Origin of the sequence: Lysinibacillus sp. NPDC093210 (assembly GCF_044753985.1) — a bacterium.
Lineage (GTDB): Bacteria > Bacillota > Bacilli > Bacillales_A > Planococcaceae > Lysinibacillus.
Genome location: NZ_JBIVOE010000006.1, coordinates 201,572 through 220,242, shown reverse-complemented (window position 1 = coordinate 220,242; position 18,671 = coordinate 201,572). Strand labels below are relative to the sequence as shown.

At 33.2% G+C, this 18,671-nt stretch carries 20 protein-coding genes and 2 pseudogenes; 17 read left to right on the top strand and 5 right to left on the bottom strand.

Annotated elements, in window-relative coordinates; translation table 11 throughout:
* The first annotated feature begins 193 nt into the window (after positions 1 to 193).
* The 3 genes from ACIP9C_RS15830 (at position 194) to ACIP9C_RS15820 (ending at position 1,871) form a co-directional block, all read left to right on the top strand.
* Positions 194 to 628, top strand: a complete 435-nt coding sequence (locus ACIP9C_RS15830; RefSeq protein WP_401012147.1) for a YxiJ family protein — start codon at positions 194 to 196, stop codon at positions 626 to 628.
* A gap of 326 nt (positions 629 to 954) precedes the next feature.
* Entirely contained in the window at positions 955 to 1,566 is a 612-nt protein-coding gene (locus ACIP9C_RS15825) for a hypothetical protein (protein ID WP_401012145.1), read from the top strand.
* A gap of 137 nt (positions 1,567 to 1,703) precedes the next feature.
* The gene (locus tag ACIP9C_RS15820) at positions 1,704 to 1,871 is read left to right on the top strand and encodes a hypothetical protein (RefSeq protein ID WP_401012143.1); all 168 of its coding nucleotides are present in this window, start codon (positions 1,704 to 1,706) and stop codon (positions 1,869 to 1,871) included.
* 579 nt (positions 1,872 to 2,450) lie between these two features.
* Here the strand turns inward: ACIP9C_RS15820 and ACIP9C_RS15815 are convergent.
* Both ACIP9C_RS15815 and ACIP9C_RS15810 read right to left on the bottom strand, forming a co-directional pair.
* On the bottom strand, positions 2,451 to 3,080 hold the full coding sequence (locus ACIP9C_RS15815) for a LysE family translocator (RefSeq protein WP_401012142.1): 630 nt from the start codon (positions 3,078 to 3,080) through the stop codon (positions 2,451 to 2,453).
* 198 nt (positions 3,081 to 3,278) lie between these two features.
* Positions 3,279 to 3,422, bottom strand: a complete 144-nt coding sequence (locus tag ACIP9C_RS15810) for a YjcZ family sporulation protein (protein WP_401012140.1) — start codon at positions 3,420 to 3,422, stop codon at positions 3,279 to 3,281.
* 1,009 nt (positions 3,423 to 4,431) lie between these two features.
* Here ACIP9C_RS15810 and ACIP9C_RS15805 point away from each other — a divergent pair.
* The 4 genes and pseudogenes from ACIP9C_RS15805 to ACIP9C_RS15790 all read left to right on the top strand — a co-directional run.
* Positions 4,432 to 4,917 (top strand): annotated as a pseudogene (locus ACIP9C_RS15805) (hypothetical protein); the annotation flags it as partial.
* A 600-nt stretch (positions 4,918 to 5,517) separates the two neighbouring features.
* The gene (locus ACIP9C_RS15800; RefSeq protein WP_401012138.1) at positions 5,518 to 5,676 is read left to right on the top strand and encodes a hypothetical protein; all 159 of its coding nucleotides are present in this window, start codon (positions 5,518 to 5,520) and stop codon (positions 5,674 to 5,676) included.
* An 842-nt stretch (positions 5,677 to 6,518) separates the two neighbouring features.
* Complete coding sequence (locus ACIP9C_RS15795) at positions 6,519 to 7,418, top strand: hypothetical protein (protein WP_401012136.1); 900 nt, start codon at positions 6,519 to 6,521, stop codon at positions 7,416 to 7,418.
* Between the two features lie 1,116 nt (positions 7,419 to 8,534).
* Positions 8,535 to 8,801, top strand: a complete 267-nt coding sequence (locus ACIP9C_RS15790; RefSeq protein ID WP_401012134.1) for a hypothetical protein — start codon at positions 8,535 to 8,537, stop codon at positions 8,799 to 8,801.
* A gap of 885 nt (positions 8,802 to 9,686) precedes the next feature.
* On the opposite strand, the gene ACIP9C_RS15785 is transcribed toward ACIP9C_RS15790, so the two are convergent.
* From ACIP9C_RS15785 to ACIP9C_RS15775, 3 genes are all read right to left on the bottom strand, one after another.
* Positions 9,687 to 9,941, bottom strand: a complete 255-nt coding sequence (locus tag ACIP9C_RS15785; protein ID WP_401012132.1) for a hypothetical protein — start codon at positions 9,939 to 9,941, stop codon at positions 9,687 to 9,689.
* A 534-nt stretch (positions 9,942 to 10,475) separates the two neighbouring features.
* Positions 10,476 to 10,985, bottom strand: coding sequence for a DUF3231 family protein (locus ACIP9C_RS15780; RefSeq protein WP_401012131.1), 510 nt, complete (start codon positions 10,983 to 10,985; stop codon positions 10,476 to 10,478).
* A gap of 123 nt (positions 10,986 to 11,108) precedes the next feature.
* Positions 11,109 to 11,417 carry a hydrolase gene (locus tag ACIP9C_RS15775; protein ID WP_401012129.1) on the bottom strand — a complete coding sequence of 103 codons (309 nt, stop codon included), beginning with the start codon at positions 11,415 to 11,417 and terminating at the stop codon, positions 11,109 to 11,111.
* A 481-nt stretch (positions 11,418 to 11,898) separates the two neighbouring features.
* On the opposite strand from ACIP9C_RS15775, the gene ACIP9C_RS15770 reads away from it, so the two are divergent.
* The 10 genes and pseudogenes from ACIP9C_RS15770 to ACIP9C_RS15725 all read left to right on the top strand — a co-directional run bounded on the left by ACIP9C_RS15770 (position 11,899) and on the right by ACIP9C_RS15725 (position 18,579).
* Positions 11,899 to 12,126, top strand: coding sequence for a hypothetical protein (locus ACIP9C_RS15770; RefSeq protein ID WP_401012127.1), 228 nt, complete (start codon positions 11,899 to 11,901; stop codon positions 12,124 to 12,126).
* Positions 12,080 to 12,325, top strand: coding sequence for a LuxR C-terminal-related transcriptional regulator (locus tag ACIP9C_RS15765; RefSeq protein WP_401012125.1), 246 nt, complete (start codon positions 12,080 to 12,082; stop codon positions 12,323 to 12,325). Before ACIP9C_RS15770 ends, ACIP9C_RS15765 begins: the two co-directional genes overlap by 47 nt.
* A gap of 357 nt (positions 12,326 to 12,682) precedes the next feature.
* Positions 12,683 to 13,663: a DMT family transporter gene (locus ACIP9C_RS15760; RefSeq protein WP_401012123.1), complete on the top strand. Its 981-nt coding sequence runs from the start codon at positions 12,683 to 12,685 to the stop codon at positions 13,661 to 13,663.
* Positions 13,664 to 14,475: 812 nt separating this feature from the next.
* Entirely contained in the window at positions 14,476 to 15,114 is a 639-nt protein-coding gene (locus ACIP9C_RS15755) for a DUF6241 domain-containing protein (protein WP_401012121.1), read from the top strand.
* A gap of 211 nt (positions 15,115 to 15,325) precedes the next feature.
* A complete protein-coding gene (locus tag ACIP9C_RS15750; RefSeq protein WP_401012119.1) occupies positions 15,326 to 15,724 on the top strand; it encodes a VOC family protein in 399 nt (132 codons plus the stop codon).
* A gap of 196 nt (positions 15,725 to 15,920) precedes the next feature.
* Positions 15,921 to 16,046, top strand: a pseudogene (locus tag ACIP9C_RS15745) (phage terminase small subunit-related protein); the annotation flags it as partial.
* A 24-nt stretch (positions 16,047 to 16,070) separates the two neighbouring features.
* A complete protein-coding gene (locus ACIP9C_RS15740) occupies positions 16,071 to 16,217 on the top strand; it encodes a hypothetical protein (protein WP_401012117.1) in 147 nt (48 codons plus the stop codon).
* A gap of 257 nt (positions 16,218 to 16,474) precedes the next feature.
* Positions 16,475 to 16,798, top strand: coding sequence for a hypothetical protein (locus tag ACIP9C_RS15735; RefSeq protein WP_401012115.1), 324 nt, complete (start codon positions 16,475 to 16,477; stop codon positions 16,796 to 16,798).
* Positions 16,799 to 16,863: 65 nt separating this feature from the next.
* Positions 16,864 to 17,577: an MraY family glycosyltransferase gene (locus ACIP9C_RS15730; protein ID WP_401012113.1), complete on the top strand. Its 714-nt coding sequence runs from the start codon at positions 16,864 to 16,866 to the stop codon at positions 17,575 to 17,577.
* A gap of 669 nt (positions 17,578 to 18,246) precedes the next feature.
* Entirely contained in the window at positions 18,247 to 18,579 is a 333-nt protein-coding gene (locus ACIP9C_RS15725) for a hypothetical protein (protein ID WP_401012111.1), read from the top strand.
* The last annotated feature ends 92 nt before the right edge of the window (positions 18,580 to 18,671 follow it).

Genomic DNA, 18,671 nt, shown 5'->3' with positions numbered 1-18,671 from the left:
TATATAACTAAACAAGCGATTCTTTATGAAAACAAAAACTAATTTTACTTTGAGCAGAAATCCATAAGCGTTTATCCTGATTAACAATCATTAAGCAATAATCGTTACCACACCATGCTTTGGAAGGGTTTGTGCTAGCCTACTAAACAAACTTGATAAAATAGATAACGGACACACAAATAAGGGAGAAAGTATGAACACTATTTTAAAACAATTAACTGAAATTGAGGATGAATTAAGAAAGCCATTTCCCACTGAAGAAATTAAAAAAATAAGTGAAGATTTTCGAACAGAATTTTTGAATTTATCCGATGAGGATGAAGTGGATTTCTATGAGGATTTTCGATTCTACTGTTCGAACATAGCAGGAACATTAAGTTATGTTTTAAAAGGAAAGACAAATCAAATTCCAGAAGGACAAATTGACATGCTATATAAGTCTTTTTTTGAATACTATAATCAATATGAATTTCTTGAAGACCGGATCGCAAACTACAATCATTTCTTTCAGGAATGTAAAATCCATGAGCAAGCAAGAAAATTGTTATTACAGCTGTTGTCAAATAACCATTTTCCATTAAAACAACAGATTCTTTACACAAAAATAAATCTGAATTTTGAAAAATGAACTAGAAATTTATACAACAAAATGTAATATAAAAATCCGAAATCAATATTTGGACGTATACCAAAAAGTCACGAAGGTTGTTATATCAACATGGCACGATACTGTAATAAAGATCAGCTTTAGTTTTCATTACCTAATAAGGATAAGTGAATAATTTGGAGGGTCTTATGAACCTGTTAAAAGGATAATTATGTTAATGTGTTTCTGTATTAAAACTTACTTTAACTGACGAGGCATGTTAGTTTTTTAGAGTGCTATTTAGTAATTCATTTCGAATATAGGAGTAATATGAAATATTTCCTGAAAAATTGACTGGAGGATTAAAAATGCAAGGCTTTATACGTTACTGCTCAATTGTAATTCTTATCTTATTGTTATCAGGGTGTGCGGGTGTAGAAAAAGATAAAACGTCCTTAAATGCAAAGTTAACTATTGAGTCATATAACATGAGTGAAAAAGAAAGTCTGCTAATTAGCAAAACAGGGGTAGAGAATATTAAATTTTTTAAACTAAATGGTATATTACCAGAAGAAGATGATTTGCAATTTTCAGTAGAAGTATATAAAAAAGGTAAGTTGAAAGAGGAATTGCTAAAGAGCTGGGGTGCCATCGAAAAAAACTATCAAGATAGCTTTATTTCATTTGGAGTAAGTGATTCTAATCGTCCCTTAAAATTATTATCTGGTATTCCTTCTGGAATTGCTTCGAAAACTTATTCAAGTGGTATGACGTCTTCTTCTTTTAGTAATTTAATAAGCGAAAATGTTACGTTAACGAAAAACAAACCTGTTTATTTGGTGGCATGGCTAGGCACTACAAAAAACGAGCTGCGTTCTGTCAGAAGCAAAAATGGCGAATTGCCTGCAGGCATTGAAGAAGCTGAGCTCGCATTTTTATACAAAGTATTATGGACTGATAAGGACAAGAATTTACATTAGCATCTATTGTATCGGAATAGGGAAAACCGGGTTGCGTTATATAATTCATAGGAGCAATAATTGAAAATTATTGTGTTGCATATGCGGCTCTTTATGAGCGTTTAATATAGATGAGTAGAGAGGGGGATTAAGTGCAAATGGATTATTTTTCATTGATGGCTATTTTATTTGTCGCACTTATTGCAGGTGCTATATATGAAATGAAAAAGAAAAATGATATAAAACTTGAACAAATCAAGTTAGAACGAGAAAAAGTAGCTTTGGAACAAAAAAGATTGGAAATTGAGAATAAAACGGATTCATGATTCAACTGACCGAAAATGCATATCAATAACGCAAATCTATGAAAAAACTTTGTATAAAAACTTAATAAATATTTAAACAAGCCATTCATTCTGAGTGGCTTTTTGGTTTGTCTTTTTTCTCGCAGGAGCTATAAAGAACGGAAACAAATACTATCGAACAGTTTAGGATTCCATCGCTAAATTGGGCAAGGAGGACATGATGAAGAACAATCCATTTAATTTAAAAATCTATTTTAAGTGATTCGGTAGACGTACATAAGTCACTATGCTATAAAATGACAAATGAACAATACGAAACACTATTACTGACCTCGATATTTTACAAGGTTGGCAAAGGATTTTGAAAATGGCCACAACCGAAGCTGCAAAAGAGAAATACGAAAGCCTGTGGCTAAATCCTCACATTATTGAGCGTGGATATGTACAACAATCGCTAATTGGGGCAAATAAAATGTACAACTAGCTACATAGGGCTGTTGTGGTTATTAAATAATTAAAAAATATGCAGTAAAAATAAGAAACAGCCCCTTCACATTTGAAGTGACTGTTCATTAGGGGGCACTGTTCTATCTTACAAGTTTATTGGGGAGCTTTCGTTTGAAGCAGCTTTAACCCCATACAAATAAATATCATTCCTGTTAACCTATTCAGGATTATTCCTAACTTTTGGTTTCCTCTTAGTTTATTCGTAACGTACGAGGAGAAATAAGCAACAAATAAACACCAAAGTAGTCCAGTTGCAGTAAAAGTAAGTCCTAAAATTAAAAAAGGAATATGTCCAGATGCCTTAACATCTATAAATTGTGGAAGAAACGCAATAAAAAATAAAGATACTTTTGGATTCGTTAGACTTGTTAAAAGTCCCTGTATATAAATTTTTCTTAAGTTTAATTTATTTGAAGATGCTTCGAAACCTATATTCGACTTATCAAGTATCATTTTAATCCCTAGATAAACGAGATAAATAACACCAATTATTTTTATGGTATTAAATAATACAATAGATTTTGTCAGTATAAGCGATAAGCCAAAAGAAACTAATAACGTATGAACTAAGGAGCCAGTAATAATGCCAAACACAGAATAAATACCAGCTCGTCTACCTTGTGAAATGCTTCTACCAACAATATACATAGTGTCCGCACCAGGGATTAGATTCATTAAAATCCCTGTTAATAAAAAGACTTCAAAATTAATAATACCGTACACTTTAGCACCTCTATCTCTATTTTTAGGGTGCCCTTATTGATATTAAAGTAAATGAAAGAAAAATAAAAGTGGTTTTTAATTCCATATTGTTCAGCAAAAAGGGTAAACAAGCTAATTTATTTATTGAACAATATGAGGAAAGAAACTATAAAAGGGTCACCGGATTGGGAGGCGACCCTTAGAGCGGAAAATTAATATCTAGTATTTCAAGAAAGTAGCGCCGACAATAATTAGAAGAATAAATAGAACAACGATTAGGGCAAATTGAGAACCATTACCATAACCGCCGCCAGAATAGCCGCCGTTTTCAATGCCACCAACATTTCCACCATAGTATCCCATATAAACACCTCCTTTCTACAATTTATAATATGTTAGCTGTAGAGAAATAGTGGGGTGTTAAACCATTCAGCTATAGGCAATAAAAAATATATTTTTGTGATATTTGAAAATAAAAAAGGGCCACTTGGGATAGGAGTGACCCTTAATAAAAAGTTTCGGAGGTGTAAGGCTAAATAGCTTTACCTTACTATTAATATGTTTTGCTAGCTATGTTTGTATAGTTCATTGCCTTTGGAAACATAAAAAAACTATAGCGTCGTCATACGCTACAGCTCGAATTGGTTATGCCCGTTGACGGTTCTAACAACATCATTATATCACACCGTAGGAGGGTAAACCTACTGGGCAAACAAGGTCAAGTTAAAGCTAGTAAAGAGAATTTACTTCAGTGGATTGAAAATTATCGATGGATGGTTGAAACGATTGAGGAAGCAAGGCCAGTAGCAAAGGTTGATAACACAGTTACATTGGGGCTAAAACAGCTATGTATGGTATTGAGGCAACATTAGGCTAGTGGAACTAGTGATCAGGTGTTTACAGAAGGACAACGCAGAGTTTATGCACTTAATTATCGATTTTAGAATATGAGCAAAAGATTGCAGAGGTACAAAACAAATTCCTTACGTGGTAGGCGATAGAGAAGTTGAAGTTTTTCATAGACTGCTGGATGGGGATAGTATGCGTGCTATTGGTAAGCATATGAAATTATCCAGTACGACGATATTTAGGGTTAAGAACAATATATTCATTCAAATGGTGAAGTAGCCGAAAAGCTGCTTCTTTTTAGTTTTTTTAAAAATATTGTGTCTTCAACTTACATTGCATGTTTATTCAAACCTAAATAGGTTTTAATCCAATCTCATATTTCTTATAAACATATTCTAAAAGAAAATAGTGGGGTGAAATTATGTATAAGAAAAAGAAAATTACTAGAATAAAACCTAACGGATACTGTCCGCCAGTTAAGTACACAGCACTTAATAGTTGCTGTCCTTCAGTCCCTGCCTCTTCGTGTCTTTGTGACTGTTGTGTTTCTCCACTTCAGTCCGTCTTACAGCAGCTTGTTGGGCAAACTGTAATTCTTGGCACTGTTGCAGACGCACCAAATGTACCTCCTCTATTTTTTTTATTCACAATTATTGAAGTGAATGATTTTTTAGTTACTGTTACAGATGGTGCGACCACCTTTGAAGTAAATATTTCTGATGTTACAGGGGTAGGATTTTTACTACCAGGGCCTACTATCAACTTGTTGCCACCTGTTAACTCAGGGTGCGAATGTGATTGTCGTGAACGTCCGATTAGACAATTACTTGATACACTTATCGGTTCTACAGTAAATCTATTAGCGGTTAACGGTTCTATTGCAGCTGATTTTATTGTGGAACAAACTGGTCTTGGGATAGTAATAGGTACTTTACCAATAAGTCCTGAAACAACCGTTAGATTTGCAATTTCAACTTGCAAAATAACAGCTGTAGGGCAGACTACTTGAACAAGGTAGATTAATTCAATCTGTAACAAAAAGAACAAATGTAAAACATGTAAGATAGTTTGTGGATTAAAAATTTGTATTGTAAACTCCCAGTAGGTATGGTGCTGTAGAGGTTCCCTACTTAGGTCTTTATAAAATCCCAAATATTAGGGAAAGACAGAACGACGACCGACCCGCACCCCACGACTTGTTCGGGGCAAGACATACATGGCCGGGAATATAAAAGGCTAAAAACGGAATAAGGATTGGGTCTTATGTGAACTTCCTCAACTTTCCAATTTATTCAGTCAAACTTACTAAACGTGTACGGAAATGCAGCACACAATTCGCTTACAATAATAACTTGGCGTAGCTCTCCCACGCTCCTAGAGGTTAAATCGACAGGTTTACCACAATAAAAAGCCTTCGTCATTATGATGGGCCTTATTCTTTATCTGATATTATGTAATTTGTAGGTAATAAAGCATAACTGAAAAAAATAAACATTACTGAAGTTTAATTGTCTTGTCAGTCGATGTAATCAAATATATCTAAAAGGATTGTAAAAAAATATAAATATATTCTATAATGAGTAAAAATTTGAGAAATTGAGGTGATTTTATGGGTAAACCAGTAGATTATAATCTTTTTCCAGCCTATCAAGACTCACTAGATTCCAGACTCATTGAACGTAAAGAAGAATATATTGAAGAACTTGAAAAAGTAAAAAATGAGGGTGTTGTATTACGATTTGAAAAAGCTACTGAGTTACCCCCTTAATTAAAAAGCATCTATCATTGAGGTGCTTTTTAATTTGTTTTGAAAACTGCATCCAACTGCCAAAAAGCTTTGGAAAAAGAGGGTAGAGTTTGGTGTGGTTTTGAGAGTGGAATTTGTAGAAGAAGATTCCAATTAGTGGACTCTTACATTATCGGTGGTCTACCCTTTAATAGAGGCGGAGTACAATCCCAAGCCGATTTAGCTGTAGAAGAGTAAAACTGTTCGGCTTACAAAAGTATGGATGTCTGTTCTTGATACTAGGGTTCATAAGTCTTATCGCAAGTTAGATGGGCAAAAAGCTGATAAAGACGGCTATTATCACTTTGGTAAGTGGAAATCAAAAGCTTCTAGACTTTGGGGCATAGCATTCATGGATATTCAGTGTAGGTGTTATTCAATTTACTTGGTAAACGGTAAACTACCTGAATATAGACGTGGCAAAGACTATATGGATGATAGGTATCAAAAGAAATTAGTAAGCCAATACCATTCATGAGCTTTAAGGATTGGGAGAAAGAAGTTTAGTGGGAAAGGGTGAGTGAAGTTTATTTGCCCATACTAAGTTTTCAAAATAAAGCTCGATAAAAATCACGGGGTTATTTTTTCTTAGAGATGATTTTATTTTTAGGTATTTATATTAAAATTGAAATGCAATAAAGAAAGAATCTTAATGTATAGTATTTAAACTTTTTTTTAAAAGAATTATAAAGCGCATATATACTAAACTTTTTCCAGGGAAAACATAGGTTAAAAATCTTATGAAAATTAAACCAATATTTTATATAATAGGAAAAAAAGGTTTATTTTTAATATAGTTGAGATATTCACTGGAGGTACATAATATGTTTTTTAAAAGAAAACCGAAAATAAATGAAAAGACAATCAAGGGATTTTTACGGAAATTGGAAAATACCTATATGAATAAGGAAATCGAACAATTGTCGAAAATGTTTCATCCAGACCATCGTGATATCTCCTTTTTAAATCATTTTTCTCTCATGATGAACTTTCAAATTTACAATATTACATCTGAAATTCTCAACCTCGAAGTATTGGAGATGAATGAGGAGGAGGCAAGTTTTACATATACGCGGAAACATATGTTTACATGTATAAATAAAGAGGATGAAAACGGGACAAACCCGAACAATATATCCAGCTACTATGTCCAACTTAAGGTAGAAAGTAAAACGATATGGATTATGAAGTATGCAAGATACAGTGAGCTTTTTTTGGATCTTGAAGGAAAACTTCTACCGAATGAAAAGGCGGTTGTACCACCCGGAGCCGTGTACTTGGACAATATGAAGCGCTTTATTGATATTATCTATCTTGAGCATTTTAAGCCAGCTACCTATCTTACATATACCGATAGTGAGTTCATCGGCTATTATCCTGAAGCGGAGCGTTTTACCTATCGCACATCGGAAAAGCTTACCTTTGATTACTTTCAAAAGATGGAGGCTGGCTCGATAGAAGAGCATACAAATGCGTATATTGAGGGAAATACCCTGGAATATAGTGATATCCTGATGAAGGAGGAGAATTACTCAATTATTGAATCAAAATTCAAGGGCAGCAACGGATTACAGCATGAACTTGTTTTGAGCATGCTTGCCCCAGATGGGTTCTTTATAGTCCGGTTCTTGAAAAGCCACAACGCTCCCATTGAGGAGGAATTGCGCGACCGTCTAATTGAACAGATGAAGATCGCTACGGCACATCTTGACGTTTCCGTTTGATTGGCTGTTATTTTTGAGAGAGAGGAAATTATAAAGTCATCCAAAGTTACCTTTATTGTAAAAAGATTCAAGCAGGATGCTCCCAAGCCAGATTAGATAATTATGTTAAAATTTAGATAATGAAAATTAAGGGAGGGAACAAAATTGTCCATTTGGAAATCGTACATTACTATAATGTTCGAACCCTTAGTTTTTTTAGTAATTGGTTTTATTCTAACTGACAATGTTTTAAGAACGTTTTATGAGAACTTTGGTATTAGTTACACGGGGAATGTATGGATTAATTGGTTCTCAGTCTCTTACATACTGTTTTTTCTTTATACAATTATTCGTGTGCTTTTTATTAAAAAAAATAACAACTTGTTTAAGAAACGTGTAACATCTATTGTCTTTTGGCTTCTTTTTATCGGCTCTGTTTATGCAGTATTTAGACCGTTTGTTAAAGGAGAAAACTCATTTTAATTCAATATTCGTGCGCGATCACAAGGATTAGAGCTCGATTTCATTAGATGGCCATTTAATTGAATAAAATCAAAAAGTAAATTGGACTTTGAGATTGTGAAGAACAGTACTTAAACTCTTCAAAGAGATACATATAAGACGAAATCATTAAAAGGAGATATGAAATGCATATGTATTTAGTAATATTACCAATGATTAGTATGTTGTTAGGTTTGTATTTAGTGTGTCTGGGACTCTGGGAATTACGACTTGGTATAGATAGAAAAAGATTTGTAACCTTTTCTTTTACAGGGCTATTTTTGATTTTTATATTACCGAATATGTTTGGGTTTCTTCAATTTAATTTTTAAAAATTTTTAATAAATATCTTTCTGCTAAATGAATAACGGGACCCTTACTTCTATAATGAGTATAGGATTTTTCTACTTAAACTAACGAAGTAGGTTAGTTGAAGAGCTTCGCATTTAGCAACTGTAAGTAACTAAAGCAAACCAGAAATGTGGTTTGAGCAAGTAAATGATGAACAGTACTTGGAAATAAATAAAGTAATAAAAGTATTAGTTATTCCGTTATAGGTCTCAATTCTAGAAAAGAGATTGCGCTCCTTCTTTAATAATCTGGCCAGTTTGTTAAATAGTGAACAGGGGGTATATGATGCAATTAATTAAGAAATATAGCTTTTTAATATTTACTATGGTTATTACATTAGTAGGTTTTTTTGTATTAACGTTTAGTGTTGATCTGGGAGCAGGTGCAGCTAGTGCTTATTTAGATTCTGTGGTTGGTATGGATACGGCTGAGTTTCATTCCATTCAGTCCAAATATATAATATCAAATATGATTGCAGGTGGAATTCTATTGTTTCTAGGATTAACATTTCTATTTTTCTCCGTCTATAGACTTTCCAAAAACAATAGCTAGGAGATTCAACTTTCGGACGCGGTTGTTGAATGCGCTTCATTTTTCCTTTTTAACTGATGGAGGATTTAACGCAACAGCGATATAACATATCTATTAACAAATACCAAATGAAAGTTTGGAAATACAACAATAAGCCATTTTTAGTGATTAAGGGGCTACGCAACTACTTACTGCTCAATCGAGAGCAATTGGGGAGTTGCGTTCTTCAATTCGCCAATTTGTGGAGATGGCAGATTAGGATGATGAACGACGATTGAAGTTAGGGCAGACCAAGAGAACCCATGATCGGGGCTAAGCTTTGGTTTATGTGTATCGAATTTTAAATAACTAAACAAGCCATTTATCCTGAGTGGCTTATTATTTTGTCTTTTATCTTACAAAAGAAAGTAACTTCTTGTATAGGAGCTTATATGGAGATCTTAGGTCTAACTTATAAAGTCGTTTACCAAACTTTAAAAGAAGTTAAGCAGTCTTGTGTTTACGAATTCATATGTAAGTTTTAACGAAACGAAAAAGAAATTTAGCGGAGAAGAGTAAAAAGCAAAAGGTATTAATCCTCTTGCTTCGTTTCAAAAAATAAAGAGAAACTAAATGCAATAACATTACAATAGAAAAAATAATTGAAGGAGTGGATTTATATATAAATGATGCAATCAATAAACCAAAAGCAAAAATGATTGTGACTACACGCAATATCATATCTGTTTTTTACTAGGACTCCCCTAAAACCTTATAAGATGTAGATACATTCATGATGAACTAAAAAAGGCTAGGAAAGCACGTAAATATACAAAAGAAACTCAATTAATGGGAAGGTGGAATGGTCCGCGAAAATTGGAGGAAATGAAAATCAAAACCGGCAGAAAAAATCTGCCGGATAAAAAATTAATTTAAGTTATTTCCAAAACCATAATTTGCTTTAGGGCCAGAAGCTCCTTGAATGTAGTCTGTTTCAGCATTTTGAATTTGTTGTCTTACTTGGTTCGCATCAGTCTCAGTTCCAAATTCTACGTTGTTCTTTGAATTCATAAAATTTTGATTTGAAAAACGACCTGAAGCTAGTTTTTTGTTAGCTTCAGCTTGCTGGATTTTTTGTCTAATTTGGTCAGAAGTTTGGTTCTTGTTTCGATTTTTTGACATGATTTTCACCTCCTCAAATTAGTCTGTTCAGAAGAGGTTTTATTATCACTAGGAATTATTAATTAATACTCATGAAGTTACTGATCTTTACCAACAACAATATTATTCTAACTGAGTGTTTTATTGTTTAAGGTATTTCAAGAATAATAAAAAGCTATAACGGCGAGGTCGTTATAGCCATAGAAAAATTGTGTGTGAATAGTGACACATATATCCTTTCAGAATTGCTAAATTTTAATTAATAAAAATAAAAAAGAATCACTCCAATTAAGAAAGTGATCCAAAAAATAACTAAACCCTATAAAGGTGCCCATAGGAAGTGCCAAAATAGAGGAGTAGTTGAGTGATATATCAAGCAATTAACAGTCCATTTTATTCTATGCATAAATGGAGGGAGGTGTGACGGTCAACCAATGCCACAACCAAATAAGTGCGTGCGAAACACTCATTAAAAATTTGTGCAGATTAAGATTTCCTATACATTTATGAAGAAAAACCCCAGTTTACTGGGGATTGGTTTGTCAGGTGATATTATTATTTTTCTGGATAATCTACGTGTAATGGCGGTGGAACTAACCAACCTTTTGTCTTATTAAGACGTAACAGTTTAGCTCCAATTTGGGCTTTTGCTGTATGGAATTGGCCATACATCATAGCAATATCTTCTCTAATTGACATTCCCATTGCTTGACTGCATGCCACTAATCCAGCAGCTAGGTCAGCACTAAGAGCTGCGCTTATTTCTGGATCATTAAACTTAGCACCTGCAGGGATATCTTCCAATCTTGCTACAGGTCGTTCAGGTGGTGCAGGAGGTAAACCAATACCATTTGTTTTAAGTATTTTTTCTAATTGTTTTACTTCATCTCTGCAAAGCTCAATTATATCTTCAATAATTTTTTTAAGTTCTTCATCACCTGCGTGATTATAGAACGTTTGATAGCCAGCAATCATGCCGTAGTCTGTCATTAAACCTGTCCAAACACTAAATACTTCACCATAATGCAATGGTTCATCTTTTGGATTTCCACCAAGAATACCCATACTTACACATCCTTTTCTTATTTTTTGCTAAAGCATGGTTAGTATGGGTGAAATATTAAAAATAATTCATATGAAAAATAAGGTTTCTGAACAATTTAAGGAAGGAAACAATTATAACTTAGCTTAGTCTGCTTCAAATCGAATAGCTTGAATATCTTGACAGTCTACGACAATTGTTGAACCAGGTTCTGTTTCTGGATCATTAAAGAATGCACAACAATTATTTTGATCAAAGGTAATAAAAATAACATCTTCTATTACTTGACCACCAAATAAGAAAAGATCAACTTCAGTCTGAGTTTGTAAACGTTTTAATTGATTACAAACACAACCTTTACAGCGATTCGTATCTTTCTCATGATGGCTCTCATTATCATCACAAGAATAGCACTTTTTCCGCATATTGTGTGTAGCTTTTCTGTTAATGCTCATTTTCAAACCTCCTTCCTAAAGTAATCTTGCCTTACTTTATTAATTTATGGTTTGAAAATATAACTTGTTTGGCAATTGTCTAGTAAGCATTGAGATTGTTTTATAAATAAAGAAAATGGTTAATAGACCATTTTCTTTTTTCGTCAAAGTATCTCATAGGAATTTGGGTAAAGGAATTTTTCGTTGAATAACTTGCATGTTGAAGGAACAATTGTTGAATTTACAGATAAAGATAGATATAAGGATAAGATACGGATGTCCACTGGACTGTTAAGTATTAAAGAAACAATATGAAAAAATGTCAATTTAAAAACTTCTAGCATAACGGTCGGTGAGCCGATGGTGAGTAAAAAATCTGTCCGAGATTAACAAAAAAGCTGCAGCGTCGCACACGCTACAGCTCGAATTGGTTTTACCCTTTTAGGTTAGTTAGTAAAAAAAGGATGACATTGTTTAGAGGGCAAACCTAAAGGGCAAACAAGTGCAAATTATAGTAACTAAAGAGAATTTACTTCACTGGATTGAAAATTATCGATGGATGGTTGAAACGATTGAGGAAGCAAGGCAGTCGGTAACAAAGGTTGATAACGACAGTTATATTGGAGCAAAAACAGCTATGTATGGCGTCGAGGCAACACTACCAAAGGCGAGTGGAGGTACAAGTGATTCGGTGTTCGCAGAAGTACAACGCCGAAGTTTATGCACTTAATTATCGTATTAAAGAGTATGAGCAAAAGTTTGCAGAAGTGCAGAACCGTATTTCATTTGTAGAAGGGGATAGAGAGGTTGAAGTCCTTCATAGATTGCTAGATGGGGATAGCATGCGTGCAATTGGAAAGCATATGAGCGTATCAAGTACGACAATTTTTAGAGTAAGAAATAATATTTTGAATCAGATGATGAAGTAGCCCATTGGCTACTTCTACTAACGAAGCAGGTTGTATAATGTTATCTAACATTTATTCAACAATAGGGCCATATTGTGGAGCAACTTTTTTATAAAAAATTTAGATTTTCACTCCTTACAGAAAGCTAGGAATACTATTTATTTAATTAAAAGACAATTGAATAGAAACATAGTTAATTAAATTTGTATTTGTTACAATAGACTTAGATATTTTTATTGTGAGGTGGATTATATGTTTTTTGCTCCATTATTTGAAAACGATGTACCAAATGTACTCTTCCAATCTTAACGGAGAGAACAAAAATAATATTTCTCTCCGTTAGGGCATTTCAAGCCTAAAATTACGGAGGGTATAAATATGAAAAATACAATATTCGGTTCTTTATTTTTAATAATAGCTTCAAGTATTTGGGGAGGTATGTATGTTGTCGTAAAAGTAGTCGTGGACATCATACCACCATTAGAACTTGTATGGTTACGTTATCTTGTCGCACTTGTTGCGTTAACATTCATTGGAGTTGTTACTAAGCAAAAATGGAAAATTAAAAGGGAACATTGGGGATTAGTAATTACAATTTCAATTGTAGGATACGCTATTTCAATTGTTACTCAAGAAACAGGTACCATGCTTTCTAGCGCACAAATGGGAGCTATTATAACTGCTACAACTCCTGCATTTATGGTTGTGTTTGCTAGCTTTATTCTTAAAGAACGTTTAACTTTTAAAAAGGCTATTTCTGTAAGTTTAGCAACTTTCGGTGTAATAATTATTGTTGGAATAGATGATATTAATAAGTCTAGTATGCTAGGCGGAATCTCGCTTATTATAGCTGCATTAACATGGGCATTAATGTCTGTGCTTATAAAACGTTTGCCAAGTGATTACTCGCAAATTGTGGTAACTACCTATGCTACTTTAATTGCTTTTGTTGTTTTAACTCCTTTTGTTATCACAAAATTACCTAAATTAAACATAAACGAAATAACAAACCCTACGATATGGGGAGGATTGTTATATTTAGGAATAGTATCTACAGCTATTGCATTTTTATTGTGGAATCGTGGACTACAAATGTTGAATGCCTCTAGTGGAGGTGTGTTCTTCTTTTTCCAACCTGTAGTTGGAACATTATTGGGTTGGTTAATTTTGGATGAAACTATTAGTATCACATTTTGGATTGGATCTTTCTTAATCCTTTTAGGAGTACTAATTGTTATAAAAGATAATCAGGAAGATCAGAATGACTCAAGTTCAAACAAATCAAAATATGTAAATGAAAATACTCAAATTGATGAAGAAATTATAATGGAACCTTTTGACGATACGATTTTCAAATAATAGATGTGCGTGTTGGAGAAATAATAAAACAAGTTCATTTGCTAAAGTGAACTATCGAAAGTAATGAATCAGTTAACCCTATTACTTTTCTACTTAAGCTAACGGGGGATTTACTAAAAGATGGGATTCCACAGAAATCCCATCTTTTTTCGTCTTGAATTAAGTTATGGATCAGTCCTTATTCAGCAAACGAGTGATTTAATAATATTGTAAACGGAACGATTGGAACAAAAGGAACAGATGTAACAAAAGAAACAAATGTAAAACATGTACGATAGTTTGTGTTTGAAAATTTGTCTTGTAAACTCGGAGGTAGGTTCGGTGCGGTAATTGTTTCTTCCCTTGGTATTTATAAAAACCTCAATATTAGGGAAAGACAGACCGACGACCGACTTGCGCTTGTCAGTCAAACTTACTAAACGTGCACGGAATTGCACGAACACAATTTGATTACATCTACCACGATGCTAGAAGTGAGCTAACTCGACATTTTTACCACAATAGAATAATAGACGAACACAAAACCCCTTGAGCGGATTCGGGGGGGTTACTTCAGAGGTACAAAAAAAGTTAATATAAAGATAAAACCCACATTATTTCGCGTATGAAAATACAAATGTGTTTTTTTGCTACATAAGTTGTTTATTGTATTATTCAATTTTATCAAATCAGCAGATAAATAGAGTATATCGTGTGAATTTAAATATGATTTATTAAGTGAATTGTCACGGGGACGAGAAAATGAGTTCTTGTTTACATGAAGTATTATATATGATAATTTGGTGTAAACTGTTAATTCTGGTGGTGAAATAATGAGGTGGACATATGTTTTAGGTATAGTTGTTTTAACTGCGTCATTGAGTATAGGTGGTACTCTTTTAATCACAGAAAAGATCTATGAAAAAGAAGAGTCTGAACATGATGTAAAAGAATTAGAGAACAATTCAAAAGAAGAGGAAAAAGAAAAATTTGTATCGACGGTGGATGTGAGTGGTATGGGTTGGGAAAATCCTATGTTCTCCAAGAAAATTGATGAATGGAAAAGTGGAGATGAACCCTTCGTTGGCAATCTAGTAGAAGAAGTGATTCAAGAGATGGCACACCAAAAGATTATCGCTGAATCGAAAGAAGGTTCTATTATGATAACGCCAGAAAGGATCGAGACTTTAATACAGATGGTAGAAGAAAACAAAGATAAATATGAGCGTCATAAAATGTCTGATAAATATGCACCTTATGAAACGTATCTAGATATATTAAAACGTTGGAAAAAGGGTGATTTTTCAACAGTTGACGATGATCATAATATTTTAATGTTTATTCAAGGTGGGAAAACACCTGAAGGTTTAGCGACAGGCATTGCTTCGGAAGAACAAGAGAAAAACTATATTTTCCAAGTTTATGCTAAAGAGGTTGTTGAAGTTTTTGGTTCGACAGAAAAGCAGAATTAAATTCTACATTCTTTTACTAGAAGAAGAATAAAGATTACTAACATCCTTCGGGATGTTTTTATTTTGCTTTGAAAACTGCATTAAACAGCCAAAACGCTTTGTGAAGAGCGGTACAAGTTTGGTGAAGTTTTGAGAGTGAAATACTTAAGTTTTAGAAGGAATATTCAACGTGTTATTGAATCTTATAATAGATAATATAGGGGGGATTCGATTGATTTTTGAAATGACCATACAGGTACGCGTTAAAAATATAAATGAAGGGATACATTGGTATCAAACATTATTGAATAAACAACCAGATTTCATTCCACACGAAGGATTTGCGGAATGGGAGATCATCCCTGGTTGTTGGTTGCAAGTTGCAGAAGGATTACCTTCAGAAGAAAGTGGACCTTTGCGTTTTGGAATTGACGATTTAGAAAAAGAGAAAAATAGACTTGATAAGTATTTGAACATTAAGAATTTTGAGATACATTCAAGGGAAGAAGTACCAGTGAAATGGGGTACATTTACTGACCCTTGGGGGAATAGAATTGGGTTCTTTGAGTATCACAATAAGGTAGAAGAAAAACAATGTATAGAAACAATACTAGGAAATAAAGTCTTTTAGAAACTTAATATAAAGATGTATTGTGACACTGTTTTTATAGCAGTGTTTTTTTCTTGGGAATACAACAAGCAACTAGCATTATGGGGTGATTTTACAAAACAAACAAATGACGATGGAGGTGATGGTTATGAGCAATGGCTAGACAAGAAACCAGAAACGTGATGAAGCGTTTCAAATGTAACTTCAAAGCAATGGACAAATTTTGTTGAAGGATATTGCCAAACAACTACAATTATCCGATTCTCAAATTCGAAAGTGTAAGAACCAAGATAAATGGGACGATCATTTGAAAGGTAATGTTACTAAATCCAATGGTAACGTTACTAAACAAAATCGGGGAGCTCTTGTGGGTAATATCAACGTTAAGGGGCATGGTGCACCAAAGCAAAATCAGAATGCTACAACGCATGGCTTTTTCGCAAAGTTCCTACCAGAAGCAACTCTCGAAATCATGAAATCAATGTACGAACGCTCTCCAGCAGTTTTAATCTAGGATCAAATATAGATTCAGCATGCTGCTATTATTCGAGCACAGCGTATTATGCATGTCGAATCAAAAGACGAGATGATAAAAGAGCGTAAAAGAGAGAAGGTGCAAGGAGGTAGGGCTAGTGTCAGAGCGTACACGTCTATCTAAGATGTCTATTGTTGATGATGTGGATTATGAGCTAGAAGAGATGGCAAAGGATGCTAGTTGTACGGTAAGGATTTAGAACCTTTGGATGATAATCCAGAAGAAGATGAAGATTCATGAATCAACAAGAGATTAATAAAATCCTAGATGATCTAGAGAAGGAGGCTGAAAAAGATATTGAAGTGGTCTTTAATAATCGTTTAAAATCCATCCTCGACCAAATGCTACAGATACTGGCTATTACTACTATGGAAAGTGGAAATCAAAATCACCAAGGTTTTGAGGCATTGCAGCGCAAATTACTTATGAGTATTTTTTCCCTTTCTTACACCTATACTTTTAGAATTAAAAAAATAAAAATTAAGTTCTTACTGAGGTTCATACAGCTCTACAACATTAAGAGCATTATCAAAGTATTCTCGCTATATTTTTGCGTATAATGTATAATTTGGAATTAAAGTAATTAAATTGTATTATTTCTAAAAATTATTCTGGAGGTGGAATTTTGTTTTATTTAGCTTTATTTATTGGTGTCGTTTCAATTGTAATTACGGATAAGGTTACTCAAGCTTTTAAATTATCAAGCATTTGGGGGGTGCTTGGTCAAATCGGTGCGTCACTTGTAATCATAATGGTCGGAAACCTTGAGGTTAATCATATTATTCTAGGTAATCATTTTGAATTAGGATATTTGACGGTTCCATTTACTTTATTACTTCTTATAAGTTTTACAAATGTAATGAATATAGAAAAAGTGCAAAATCCTTCAATATTGTTGTTGCCATTCGTTTCTTTAGTTTTTTTCTCAATAGCAGCTTTCTTCATGGGTCATCCTTTTGTTTTAATAACGGGGATTAGTTCCAGTTTAACGCTTATGTTTGTTCTGCTATACTACTATTTTACTGGTAAATTTTTTGTGGGGAGAACACTTACTACGTCAATAGGTTTCATAATAGCCGTGCTTTCAATATCCCTCATTGAAACATCTATTGTAACAATTTATATTCCGTTATTTACTTTAGCACTACCCTTCACTTTATATTATTTCATTCAAGATAAAATTACGAATGTACAATCAATTACAGTTAGCTTTTTAACAGCTATTTTATTTGGTGTATTAATGTACATAGTTCCATTTAATACAATATGGTATTTCATTGCTGGGTTAACGAGTATCTTGGTTATCACTCAATTTTCACGTAAATATCGCTTTATTTAGAAACTAAACTTCTTGTTTAATAACCGGGCGCGATTCTGTAATAAGGATCAGCGCTCGATTTCATTAAAGGACCAGATTGTAGAATAACACCTTTTCACGAAAGATTACTAAAGAACGATTGGGGACTTTTTTTATTTAACTAACAAGGTAAATATTTCAAAAAAGGAAGAACTTTGTATTAAATGGTAACGTCATAATATTTAAGTAATATAAGGGGTGAAATTATGGGATTATGGTATTTCTTGATATTATTTGTAGGATTATTTTTAGTGATTAAGGGGCTACTTGGGAAAAAAAGATTAAGCTCGATACTTATAGGATTATTATGTATCTCGTTCTCAATCTTTATGTTTTCTCCAGGAAGTGATGAAATCATATCGAGATTATTCAATTTGAATTAGAGTGTAGGTAGAATATTTATAGGTATTTTCACTAAGGAAGTTTTCCAACACAGTATTTATTCCACAATCGTACACATTTCTTACGGAATGTGCCTTCCTACATTAAAGGGCCATAATGTTGAATAAGGGATTTAGCCAGATTTATACGGATTCACAACGGTAAGCAAAGAAATATCGCCAAACGACGCTTTGGGAACCTTAAATACAATAAATACCATATATGTTATTATTAAATTGATTTTTAATTAATGTTAAATGGGGTGGAATATTGAAAAAATATTTTTACGTTAGTATTTTACTAGGGGCATTTGCTTTAGCTGGTTGTACGGATGATAAGGCTGATAACAAAGAATTTACAGAAAAATCGCTGGCTACTGAACAATCAACAGCGCCAATTCTTTTAAACTTAACGCAAGAACAAAAAGAAAATTATTACAATCAATATTTAGAGGTTTTAGAAGAAATAAGTGTTGAGTATCCTTCAGCGAATATGGAACTTAGGCCTTTAGACGAATATCTTGATGAACATTGGATTGAACCAGAAGAACTTAGAGAAAGAGTAATTTATTTTTTGGAAAACGGTGTATCGTATCCTATTTAAAAAATAAAAATAAAAATAAAAATTTGTTCAACATACGGATTTTTTATTGCAACAAGAGTTTATAACGTATACAAAACAAACCTAATAAACGT